Raw genomic sequence first — 12,238 nt, 5'->3', positions numbered from 1 at the left:
AACCAATTTTAAAAAAGCAAAATATGTGTATGAAAATTCCTCCCGACCACGTGATTAGGCTCACGCAGGGTAATCCGAACTTTACAAAAATCAATAGCAAGGCGCAACGGAATTTTAGGTTTCGTCAATAAGAACGAAAACGAAGTCTTGCCATCGGCATTGCGCATGCATTTGCAGCAATGAGATAGTATGTATCACAAAATTTAAATTAAAAATCCAAGCCTATTGAAGCAGACCTATTTTAAACTCATATTCTTTACGAGAAAGGGAAAGTAAAGAACGCAAGTAAATTTTAAACTAACCATTATAAATCAATGATACAAAAGATACATATCTGGCTCAGGAGCTGGATAATGAGTGCTACCCTATCGGTGGTGGCGGCTAATTATGCTTATTCGCAAGCAACAGATCAAATAAATGTCAAAGGTCAGGTCACCAACGATGCAGGAGAAGGACTTAAGGGTGTTTCGGTTATGATTAAAGGGGCGAAAACCGGTGTTCAGACAGATGCAAATGGCCGTTATACCATTCTGGCGCCACGCACGGCTACGCTACTTTTTACCTACATCGGTTTTAATAACCAGGAATTAAAGGTCAATCCATCAGGAATCATCAATGTGAAGATGTCAGGAAATAATGTCCTGGATCAGGTTGTGGTCGTAGGGTATGGTACAGCCAAGAAGAAAGATTTAACAGGAGGTTTGGCTGTGGTCGGAAAAGAGCAGCTAAGCATGGTATCTACCTCAAACCTGATGGATCGCTTGGTGGGGCAGGTGGCCGGTTTTTCCATTACGACCGGAGAAGCTGCGCCGGGAGCATCACAGACCCTGTTGATACGGGGTGAAAATTCGATATCGGCCAACAATAGTCCATTGATTATTTTAGATGGTATTCCCTACAGCGGATCCCTGGCAGATATCGATCCCAACAACGTCGAAAACCTTTCGATCTTAAAAGATGCCTCGGCTTCGGCCATCTACGGTTCGCGTGCGGCCAATGGGGTTATTCTGATACAAACCAAAAGGGGGGCGCTGGGTAGAGCTCAGGTAAACTATAAAGGTTTGATCGGCATGGCCGAGCCTATGCAACGCATCAATGTTATGGGGCCAAATGAATATATCCGCTTTCAACAAGATATTGCCCGAATTAGGCAAGGCTATACTGGAGCGCTATTAGATCCTATCGCCGGGGATATTATTAGCGTAACAGAGCGCGGTAATTATGCGAAAGGCATTACTAACAATTGGCAGGATTACGTCTTTCGAAAAGCCATGACCATGGATCATCAGTTGAGCATTTCCGGTGGAACAGAAAATACAAAATATATGGCTGCCCTTGCTGCTTTGGATCAAGAGGGTGTGGTATACAATTCTAAGTTGTCCCGTTTAAATATTACCACAAATGTGGATCAGACTTTTAATAAATGGTTAACCACTGGTGTTGGCCTGCAATATACCCGGAAAAGCGACGGTGGTATTACGCCAAATTTGGAACATGCCATAAAACAAAGTCCTTATGGGAGCTATAAAGACGAATCGGGGAAGTATGTGCCCGAACCCATGGAGTATTCATTGATCGTCAATCCGATGCGCAACGTCAATGCGATTCAGGATAGGTATAATAACAACTTCTTTCTTTCTGGCTATGCCAATATTTTGCTGCCGGTGGAGGGTCTTTCCTTACGATCAAATTTTGGTTATAATTATCGGAACGGATTTACCGGAACCTATTACGGGCGCAATACTTTTGAAGGCAGGGATCAGGGTACGCAGGCCGGAGGCAGTGCTTCCATTAACAATTCCAATTATAACGATTATACCTGGGAGAACCTGCTCAAATACGAGCGGCAGATCGGCGATCATCGTTTTGATGTGACGGGTTTATTCAGTATGCAAAAAACGAAAAGCTGGTCAACAGCCCAGAGCGGTGCAGGTTTTGTAACCGATGATACCGAATACTTTATGATCGGTTCGGCCAGCCGTCTTGTTTCCAACAGCGCTTCCTTATCGGAATCTGCGATGCTGTCATACATGGGCCGGATAAATTATGCCTACAAAGGCAAGTATCTATTGACCCTGACAGGACGTACAGATGGAGCCTCGGTATTTGGTATCAACAATAAATATGCATTTTTTCCTGTCGCAGCGGCGGCGTGGCAAATCGGGGAGGAACGTTTTCTGAAAGATAACGCCAAATGGCTGGATATGCTGAAAATCCGCCTTTCTTATGGTGCCAACGGTAACCAGGCGATTACACCATACCGCACGTTAGACCGCTTATACTCCAATGTAAAATATATCTGGGGCGATGATGGTACTGCCGTTACGACAGCCTATTTGGCCGGTGATGGTGTGGGGAACCCTAATTTGAAATGGGAAACCACCTATTCGACCAACCTGGGGCTGGACTTTCAGTTATTTAATAACAGATTGGGAGGAACTATCGATGCCTATCTCTCTAAAACGAAAGATTTACTGATGACCCGCACTGTACCTATCATGAACGGGTATAACCGGATTTGGGACAATATCGGCGCCACCCAAAATAAAGGTATTGAAGTCACCTTAAACTCCACGAACGTGAAAGGGGAAAATTTTCAATGGAATACGACCGCTGTGTTTTCCTTAAACCGAGACAAAATTGTCGAGTTGAGGGGGGATGGTATCGATGATATTGCCAACAACTGGTTTATTGGTAAGCCATTACGAGTATTCTACGATTATAAAATGATCGGTGTATGGCAAAATGGAGAAACCATTACTGTGGATGGGGCAGCACCCGGAGCTGCCAAGCTGTACGACCGCGATGGTAACGGCAAGATAGAAGCGAGTGACAGGGTGGTCATCGGATCTAAAAATCCACGCTATACAGCATCTTTAGCCAATCGGTTTTCTTACAAAAATTTTTATGCATCTGCGTTGGTAACCGGGGTTTTTGATGTATGGCGCGATGATCACATGGCCAATCTTGGGGCCTGGACTTTCGGGATTACCAACTATGTACACGATGCCAATTATTGGACACCGGAGAATCCCAATGCGACTATTGTTTCACCCGGTTATCTCAATCCATTAGGACACGGGTACTATAAAAAGGTGAGCTACTTACAGGTGAAGAACATCACCTTTGGTTATAAATTGCCACACAAAATTGCTAAAAAGGTCGGTGTAAATGGTATTGATATAAACGCTAGCGTGAACAATCTGAATACGATTTCTAATATCAGAGAGGTACTCAATTACGACAACACCTGGATGGCCTCCTATCCGACGGCACGTTCGTATATGTTTGGCTTAAATGTAAACTTCTAATCGAATGGACATGAAAATGAAAAATATTATCACAACAAGTTTAGGGCTTATCGTATTGTTAACCTTAGGAGGCTGTAAGAAGTTTCTGGAGGAAGAACTGAAAACTGAACTGGCCCCCTCCAATACCTATACCAGCACCTACGGTTTCGAGGTGGGGAGTGCTGGTTTGTATACACTCACACGTTCAGAATACAATACCTATGGCGAAGGTGGCGCCTTCATCCATAATGGTGCCTGCCCATATGAAGCTTTACAGGTATCTACAGATATCGCCGATGCCATTAATAGCGATGGCTCGCTGACGGCTTTTGCAAACCTTACACTTACTGCCTCAGAACGGTTTGTGGGTACTTACTGGAATTGGGCTTACAACCTCATTTCATCGGCAAACCTGATGCTGGTTTATTCCGAAAAAAACACCAATTGGGATACGCCCGCGGATAAGGCACGTTTTCAGGCTGAAGCTCGCTTCTTTCGGGCTTATGCTTACCGTACCTTGGTTTATCTCTATGGCGATGTACCCTATGTGGAAACTATCCTGTATGATTTTCAGCTTAATTTTACCCGTACACCAAAAGCCGAAGTCATCGGCCACATGGTAGACGACCTGAAGTTTGCCGTGGATAACCTGCCTACAAATCCGGACGACGTAAAAGAAGGAAAGCTGACCAAATGGGCTGCAAGTCATTTGCTGAGCGAAATCTACCTATTGCAGGGCAATCATGCCGAAGCAGAAAAGGCCGCATTGGCGGTCATCAATAGTGGGTATTATAACCTTATGAAAAACAGATATGGCGTAAATGGCAGCAAACCAGGCGATGTATTTAGCGATTTATTTCTGGAAAATAACCAAAATAGAAAAAGTGGCAATAAAGAAAGTATCTGGGTATTGCAGTTCCAGTTTAACACGATCGGTGGTGGTACCAATTCGGATGACTGGACGCGTAGGGCTTGGATACCCAATTACTCGACGATTACAGGATTTGTTTTGGCTGACACATTGGGCGGCCGTGGTATTGCACAATTAGTGCCAATGAAATGGTGGGTAGGTACCACAGGTACCAATGCTACAGGCAATGTCGCTGGTATTTTCGAAGCAAATGATATCCGTAATTCAGGTTATAACATTAAACGCAACTGGTATTACAACAACGCGAATGAGGCCTCGCTATATGGTAAAAAAGCCAATATTACCGAACAGACCTGGTTTACGACCAAAAGCTTATTTCCAGCGATTACAAAATTCTTTTACGGACGTACTGAAAATTTAAGTTTGACCGGTAGTTATAAAGATCGTATGAAATTCCGTTTGGCTGAAACCTATCTATTGCTTGCTGAAGCCTATTTGGGACAAAATATGCCAGATAAAGCTGCCCAAGCCGTCAATGAAGTGCGGAAAAGAGCTGGAGCGTCCGAAATTACCGGCGCTCAGATGAATATGGATTTTCTGCTCGATGAGCGTATCCGTGAATTAGTTGGTGAAGAAAGCAGAAGATTTACCCTGGTGCGTACCAATACTTTGGTGGAGCGGGTCAAAAAATACAATAATGCGATCAAGGATAAAATTACGGACAACAATATCTTATGGCCTATTCCACAGGTGATCAGGGATGCCAATACAGGGGCACCGTTCCCGCAGAATCCGGGTTATAATTAATGGTTATGGGAGGCTGTCCAAATCCTAATCGTATTTTCGGCAGCTTTCCCATCTGATGACAAAAAAGCAGTTGCGCTAGTCAAGCGCGTGATTCTATCCAAACGTTAGCAAAACTATAAATCAATGAAAATCATCAATTATTTATACAAAACCTTATTTTTCTTAAGCATGGTACTTTGCCAGTTATCCTGCAAACAGGAAATTCAGGATATACCCAAAGTCAATGAAACGATGGACCTTCAGCCTTCGTCGGAAAACATTACGCTGGACGAAGTCAATTTGACCAAAGATATCGTCACATTTAACTGGAAACCCGCTAGGGTACAATCAGATGATCATTTGGTCAGCTACAGTACGATGTTAGATGTGGTGGGGAACAATTTTGGTACCGGTACAGCCATATTTAACTATGAAGACGATAACGTATTGAGCAGAAGCTTTACTTCCGAACAATTACAAAATTGGGCAAATGAAAAGTGGGGCATACCAGCAAATAAAAGCTTTACACTAGAGTTTAGAGTGGTTGCCCAATGGGAGGGCGGTGCAACTTTTGAGGCACCCGAAGTACGTACCGTAAGAATTACAGTAAACCCGATCAAGACGGTTGTTTTTGATGCCGATAAAGTGTTCTTGAGCGGAAGTGCCGTTGGCGGGAGCAAAGTGGAGATGCCAAAAACATTGGAAAATCTGGATCAGTATGCCTATGTATTGAATTTGCAGCCTGGCGAACTGGAAATTCCGGTCGAATTTAACGGTGAAACCAATTATGTTGTTACCTCCGATGGAAGCGGTGAACTAAACGATGGAAATGCCGTTGGCATCAAAATGAGAGAAAACGTATTCTCCTGGAAAATAGCAACTGCGGGCGAGTATCGCGTTGTGGTCAATATGCAAAAAGCGACAGCAACCATTTATTCTCCAGCGAAAGCACTTGCTCCCAAAATAGTGACATGGACAGGGGATCAGCCTTATACGACCACGGTGGCGGATTTGTGGATGCACGGAAGTATCAATGGCTGGGGAACTCCGGTAAAAATGGATTGTCAGGTAAGTTTGGCGGATCCGCAGGTTTTGGTCTATACTGGGGGTAAAGTCGGGACCACCAAGTTTATCGTGACAGGAGACAACAGTAATAACAAAAACCTGGCTTATGCTTTTAGTGCTCCGCCTACGACTGAAGGTGTGGCTCAGACCCTGACGCTTACTTTAGGAAAAGTTGCAGAATTGGGCGGAGGTACCGTTGGCGCCAACCGAAATTCTTATTTCACCATTCCGGCCACGACCAATGTGCTGATTTTTGATCTAAGGAACATGACAATTCTGGGGTTAAAACGGTAAGAAATTGTATCAAAGCATTTAAATTAACTTTAACATTTCTGAAAGTGAAAAACAATATAAACTATAAAAAAGCCTGCCTCAGCGCATTTGCTATCATGCTTTGCTTTCTAGCGGTTTCATGCAAGAAAGATAGTGCTGATAACGAAAAAGATATAGCAGGGACCTTGGTGAAACCCAGCTACAACCGCAGTGCCATGTTTCGTAACCCTTTAAACGGCTGGGTCATGTATGCTTCAGCTTCGGGGACTCCTTCCTATTGGGACACCCAATTCTATGTACCTGACTTAGGTAAAACGGTCAAAGCAATTGACTATGCATCTGCCTGTTATATCCGTACCAGCTGGCGAACTTTTAATCCTGTAGATGGCGTATATGCCTGGAGGGATCCCAGCACGGCAATCTATAAAATGATCAAAGGGGCACAAGATAAAGGATTGCCAATCGCCTTTCGTATCGTCGTCGACGGTCGCGATCAAGGAGCAAATACGCCGCAGTTTGTTTTCGATGCAGGCGCCAAGTATTATGTTGCCAATGCTTCTTTTCCGGATAGAAAAACACCCGTGCTGCAAGATCCTATTTTTAGGAAATATTATAATAAGCTGATCGAAGAGTTGGCGAAGGATTTTAATGATTTAAATAAAACCTCCTTTGTCGATGCCTATGGACTCGGTTTGTGGGGGGAGGGACATAGTGTCATTTACGAAGATCCTAATAATCCTTCCGGCCAAAATATTGAGGTGATCAAAGAAGAAGTTGTTGATTGGATTTCAGATGTGTATTCCAAGAACTTTACAAAAGTGCCCTTGCTGATCAATTATCACCGCTTAGTTGGCGACCCTGCGGGCAATGGAGCTCCTAATCCTAATTCGGAGAAGCTGTTGAATAAGATGATCAATAAAGGGTACAGCCTGCGTCAGGATGCCTTTGGAATGACCGATTATTATCAAAGCTGGGAGAAGAATTTTGCCAAGGTCTGGAATTTTAAACGCCCGATTATTATGGAAGGTGGTTGGATTACGACTGGTACACACCGTTACTGGACTGATCCAAGCGGTAAATACAGGCAAGACCATCCCGAAGATGTTCGGCAGGGCGAATTTGACAGCTCCTTGGAAGCTGCTGTAAATATGATGGATTTCCGTATCGGTGAAATTGAAAGCTGGTTCACCAAATCTTTTACCTTATGCCAGCGTTTTATTTCTGAAGGTGGCTATCGTTTGTATCCCGATCGTATTTATTTACCGGAGAAAGTCAATTCGGGTACTGAAACAACAATTAACCACCGCTGGCGGAATATGGGCTGGGGGTATTTCCCGAATAATATTCCTCAATGGAATTATAAATATAAAGTAGCTTTTGCACTCCTGGACGAAGAAAACAGGGTGAAAAAAGTTTTTGTTGATGATAAAGGAGAACCTTCCACCTGGCTTAAGAATAATCCAGTCGCATACGAGTTGAAAGCTAATGTCGATATAGCTGCTGGAAACTATACCTGGGCCGTCGCCATTGTAGATACAACAAATGAAAATCAGCCGGGAATAAGGCTTGCCGTAAATGGCGATATAACTGATTCAGGATGGTTAAAACTATTGGAGGTGCAGGTACAGTGAGATCATTCGCATAAGTTTTAAAAGCCAAAATTAGCGAAAGTTTTTTAGTCAAAAGGGCCTGATATTGATCAGGCCTTTTATTTTAGCGTGTACTTGTACAGTAATCATATACCTGAAATTTTATAGTGTTTTAAGTAGCTAAAATTAAGCGTTGGTTGCTTTTTACCTCAAAAGGGCCCGATGTTCAAATTAGCCCCTTTGTTTTAGCGTATACTTGTACAGTAATTTTTATGTTTCATATCGTTTCCTCGTTTTTGTTTCGTCATCCAATGTTTTTAAATACTATTGAATTTTCACCGTACGATTCCAATTTTTATGTTGACTCTTTCTTTTTGAAATGTAGCTAGTAGCCGTTTTGAACTATTAATGCCACGTCGAGCGATGTGACTTTTTCGGATTTATATTCTTTTGTTTCGTTATTTAAAATTTCGATAAGGTAATCCAATGTTTAATCGGGTTAAAAAGTATGCGCTCACTGGATTTTTATCTTTGTTCTGAGCTGGAATAAAAAATGAATAATTTTTGAAAAGATCAATCTTTAAAGTCTCTACAAAGGATTTTAATACTGAGTCTTCTATTCGAACAGATTGTTTTTCCGGAATTGAATATTCCATATAAGCATCAAGTTTATTAACTTTTCCTTCCTTGTCGATTACCATTGAAATGGATAAATCAATGTCTTCGGGATTAATCTCCTTTTTTTGAGCAGCAGCTTTAAGTGAATTTTTTAAGCGTACTACCTTTTCATAAAATTCATTTTTTGGATTGGGTTCTTTTAAAAGGTTCCAGTCATTATTAAAATAAACTCTATTGGAACCGTACTTTAATTCCAAGCTATCAACAGCAACTTTATTTACTAATTGATAGTTATTGACTTGTCTGTCACCGATTTTTTCAACGAGACTATGACTATGCCCGTTAAATTTGATGGGAAACAAGCTGTGGTTTTCAAAAGCAGTATTTGCATTTACACCTATATAAATCTGATTATTTTGCATAAAACCAACCATTGGATGTTGATAGAACTGATGATAGTTTTTCGTCAAATCAAGGTTAGCGTTATAATTGTATTTTTCGAATAAAATTGCTGGATAATCTGTGTTGACCTTTAAAATGATATAGTTTTTAGGGTCGAAAAAATATTTTACCCCTAAAAATGAGTTGTTTTCATATTCTTCCTTCGTATTTACTTTCTTATTCTCAAGAATTACTTTTTTTAATAATCCTATTTCTTTAGAAACAGGACTTCCAAGCGTTATTCTTTTAGGGAATACCTGAGATTTATCAGAATTCTTGCCTGTATTTCTAATTGAGTCAATAGCAGTCTCTTTTTGATTCGGCTGATCCGAACAACTGACATGGATTGTCAACAGTATCTTGGCAAAAAATAGTAAGAAAAGGCTTCTTCCCATATGGCTTAAATTTTAGTGTATATCCAATAATACCATTTTATATTCGGATTTATAGTCTAAAAATAATTGCGACATCAATCTTTCAATAGAAGGTGTTTTTTGATTTTGATATTGTCTGATGGAGTCTGGGGACAAGCTTTATGGTGATTGCAGTTGCGAAAAACTTAAATATTGATTCAAAATCAATACTTAAAGAACTTTCTGAAAAAATAGACTCAAAAGCTACCATTTTCAAGACTCGAAGATGGGGAAAGCCCGAAAAGTTTGGCGACTGGACATTCCTAAACTGGATTCAGGATACGTATATGGTTTTATACAAGGAAGAAAGTTTGCATACTTTCGACTTCAATAGTTTGGAGTTTCAGCCTCATTGGGAAGTGTTATATAGACATACCTAAATGCCCAATTGCCAGGCTTACGAAGTTTTTTTCGATACGTTTAAAAGTATTCTTTTTTCAGACAAAAGGTAAATATGTTTTATTTCTGACCTAGCCTTTTAAATCAATGCAAAGCGGGGCCTTGGCCCCGCTTATTTTTCAGTACTTATAATTCGAATTAAATATAAGTTGCAGACTATATGCCTAATTCACCATTGGCAAGCATATGTCTGTAAATCGTTCTGCAGTTGTCGAAGAATCCTGAACAGGAATTTTCAACATAGGTTTGCGAAGTGAAGGTGTCAATCACTTGGCCACTAGTGTTGTAGACCGTTAGCGTGTAAACACACTTTCTTAGAAATTTTGCATTGCTTTCTTTTGTTGACTCGGCAACTTCAACTTTGTTGGTGTTTTCGGCAGCTGCCGAGGTACTTGTTTTTACTTCTGCATTTTCTTTGGCAGCTTTTGTGTCCGTGCCTGCAAAAGCTGCTGTCGATAGCGCAGCTACCGCGACCAAACTCATTAATAACTTTTTCATTGTTTTTAAGTTTTATTTGTTAAATAATGTATGCCTTTTGGGCATGTTTTAATTATCTAATACTAAAAGTAATCACAAGAAATTTGACTAGGATGAGCGATTCTTATTCGTGAGAGTTGATCTAATATTCGCGCTTACTCAGTTGATATTTAGTTTACCCAGTAAACTGAAAGCCGCTCAAAAATTAGACTGGGTGTTCGTACATATTTTCACCTTCCGATTCCGACCATTCACCGAGTTTTCCCGAGCGTTGGTCTAAAGCCAATAGGCTAGGGGCGTATTGTGTCGTAGTTTTGAGTCAACAAATAAGAACAACAGAACTAACACTATAAAAAAGATATTATGAAAATCCTAGTAAAAACATTCGCAGCAGCAGCTTTAATCGCCGTATCAACATTCGCTATGGCAGCTGCAGGACCAGGTTCGAAATCAGAGAAAGCAAACGTTAATCTTTCCACAGTAGACTTGGCACTGGATCACTATCTTGCAGTAACCACTGCGGGAGAATCAGCAGGTGTAGAGCAGCTATTTGCAGAAGATTTTAACCAAAAGTTTCAAGCGTCCAATGCGCAAAGTCATGGCCGTAGCGAAATCGTTAAATTCTTGAAAAAGCAAAAAGGAGAGAAGCTGAACTGCACCGTAAGCACCGATATCCTTGAAGAGTCAGCAGACTATATGGTCGCTAAAGTAACCTTGAAATTTGAAAACTTTACCAAGACTGACCTGGTCACCTTAGAGCGCGAGGGTAACAGCTGGAAAGTTTCGAAATCAATCAATTCGTACAAATAAAATCTAATAGTTAGTGGTCTGTCAGTTCGGGTGGAGGACAGGCCACTAGAGAATTATCTATTTAAGTTTAATTTAAAAGCCGCGTCGGGAGATGTGGCTTTTTTTCTGATATACAAGTTTGGAACTTTTAATTTAACTTTAGGTATTCACCATTCGTGCTGAGATTTCGCACAAATAGCGTGTGGTCGCTAGATTATAGTAATTATGGAAGAAAAATATGAGAGATGGGATCCTATAGAGGAACTCCCCGATAATCCTTTTTTTTATGAAATGTATTTTCAAAGTGGGAAATTAGTAGTCTTATTAAAAGAATCTGATCTTGTTGATAGGTGTTTAAAAATAGAATTTAGTAACCCATTAGGCTATCGAATAGTAAATGAATCAGGCCGGTTGAAAACTTTGGATAGACAGGTCATATATACATTTTGTAAAACAGATGCTTCAAAATTTCTTGAATGGTTTGATGAGGAGAGTTATGGAATCTTTGATGACTTACTGAAGTATCATTATATGGTATGTACTAGTGATAATATAATTGATGTAATTACTCATCAAGATCCTGAAGTTTCCTGGATTAACCTTTAATCGGGCTGGGCTTATGTTTAAGAACGATTTCAAAAAAGAAATTGAAAATTTGGATAGGTAGTCAGGTTGGCCCTGTAGGACTAACATCAGCGCCCCCATATTGAATTTGGACGAAAAAGTAATAGAAACAAAATTTAGATACTACACGATGAAAGATAAATATGAAAAATGGGCTATTGATTTATCCCTTCCTCAAGATTTATTTTTTTATAAAATGTATGTGGAATACAGTGAAATAGTTATTCTTTTAAAAAACTTAGTTGATCACACTCAAATTCTCGAAATAAAATTTGAGTATTTTATTTCGTATAAAGTTACGATCGACTTGGCGCTAATGAAGATGGTTAACGAGAACGACGATTTTCGGGGATTTGCGAGATCTACATGCTCCGCTTATTTGGATTCAGTTATTGAGGGCAGCTATGATATTTTAGAAAGAAAAAATATTGAACATTTCGTTATTTATAATTTAGAAAATGCAATTGAGGTGCTTTCGGATGAACCTGCTACATTTCGCTGGTTAAGTAAGGAAGAGGTAACCGTCTGTGATGTCTCAAAAACCTAAAATATGAAACGACTTATATATGTCCTGTATTGTTGGGCTGCGGAAACAGTAGTAAA

General features: G+C 40.5%; 10 protein-coding genes. 8 read left to right on the top strand and 2 right to left on the bottom strand.

Features of this window, described 5'->3' with window-relative positions; translation table 11 throughout:
- The first annotated feature begins 314 nt into the window (after positions 1-314).
- The 4 genes from GVK91_RS14520 (at position 315) to GVK91_RS14505 (ending at position 7,916) form a co-directional block, all read left to right on the top strand.
- Complete coding sequence (locus GVK91_RS14520) at positions 315-3,311, top strand: TonB-dependent receptor (protein ID WP_159729621.1); 2,997 nt, start codon at positions 315-317, stop codon at positions 3,309-3,311.
- Positions 3,312-3,327: 16 nt separating this feature from the next.
- Complete coding sequence (locus GVK91_RS14515; RefSeq protein ID WP_120335571.1) at positions 3,328-4,968, top strand: RagB/SusD family nutrient uptake outer membrane protein; 1,641 nt, start codon at positions 3,328-3,330, stop codon at positions 4,966-4,968.
- A 123-nt stretch (positions 4,969-5,091) separates the two neighbouring features.
- Positions 5,092-6,306, top strand: a complete 1,215-nt coding sequence (locus GVK91_RS14510) for a SusE domain-containing protein (protein WP_200845622.1) — start codon at positions 5,092-5,094, stop codon at positions 6,304-6,306.
- Between the two features lie 44 nt (positions 6,307-6,350).
- Entirely contained in the window at positions 6,351-7,916 is a 1,566-nt protein-coding gene (locus tag GVK91_RS14505; RefSeq protein WP_235032930.1) for a DUF4832 domain-containing protein, read from the top strand.
- A gap of 416 nt (positions 7,917-8,332) precedes the next feature.
- Here GVK91_RS14505 and GVK91_RS14500 read toward each other — a convergent pair whose 3' ends face one another.
- Positions 8,333-9,328 carry a hypothetical protein gene (locus GVK91_RS14500; RefSeq protein WP_159729619.1) on the bottom strand — a complete coding sequence of 332 codons (996 nt, stop codon included), beginning with the start codon at positions 9,326-9,328 and terminating at the stop codon, positions 8,333-8,335.
- Between the two features lie 140 nt (positions 9,329-9,468).
- Between GVK91_RS14500 and GVK91_RS14495 the strand changes: the two genes are divergently transcribed.
- On the top strand, positions 9,469-9,726 hold the full coding sequence (locus tag GVK91_RS14495) for a hypothetical protein (RefSeq protein ID WP_159729617.1): 258 nt from the start codon (positions 9,469-9,471) through the stop codon (positions 9,724-9,726).
- Between the two features lie 175 nt (positions 9,727-9,901).
- Here GVK91_RS14495 and GVK91_RS14490 read toward each other — a convergent pair whose 3' ends face one another.
- The gene (locus GVK91_RS14490; RefSeq protein ID WP_159729615.1) at positions 9,902-10,243 is read right to left on the bottom strand and encodes a hypothetical protein; all 342 of its coding nucleotides are present in this window, start codon (positions 10,241-10,243) and stop codon (positions 9,902-9,904) included.
- A gap of 342 nt (positions 10,244-10,585) precedes the next feature.
- Between GVK91_RS14490 and GVK91_RS14485 the strand changes: the two genes are divergently transcribed.
- From GVK91_RS14485 to GVK91_RS14475, 3 genes are all read left to right on the top strand, one after another.
- Complete coding sequence (locus GVK91_RS14485) at positions 10,586-11,032, top strand: nuclear transport factor 2 family protein (protein WP_159729613.1); 447 nt, start codon at positions 10,586-10,588, stop codon at positions 11,030-11,032.
- Between the two features lie 204 nt (positions 11,033-11,236).
- Positions 11,237-11,617, top strand: coding sequence for a hypothetical protein (locus tag GVK91_RS14480; protein WP_153846992.1), 381 nt, complete (start codon positions 11,237-11,239; stop codon positions 11,615-11,617).
- Positions 11,618-11,765: 148 nt separating this feature from the next.
- Positions 11,766-12,182, top strand: a complete 417-nt coding sequence (locus GVK91_RS14475) for a hypothetical protein (RefSeq protein WP_153846991.1) — start codon at positions 11,766-11,768, stop codon at positions 12,180-12,182.
- Positions 12,183-12,238 lie beyond the last annotated feature (56 nt).

Source organism: Sphingobacterium sp. 18053 (assembly GCF_902706145.1).
In the GTDB taxonomy this organism is placed as follows: domain Bacteria; phylum Bacteroidota; class Bacteroidia; order Sphingobacteriales; family Sphingobacteriaceae; genus Sphingobacterium; species Sphingobacterium paramultivorum.
The sequence above is the reverse complement of the archived record's forward strand: the minus strand, read 5'-3'. Positions and strand labels throughout refer to the sequence as shown.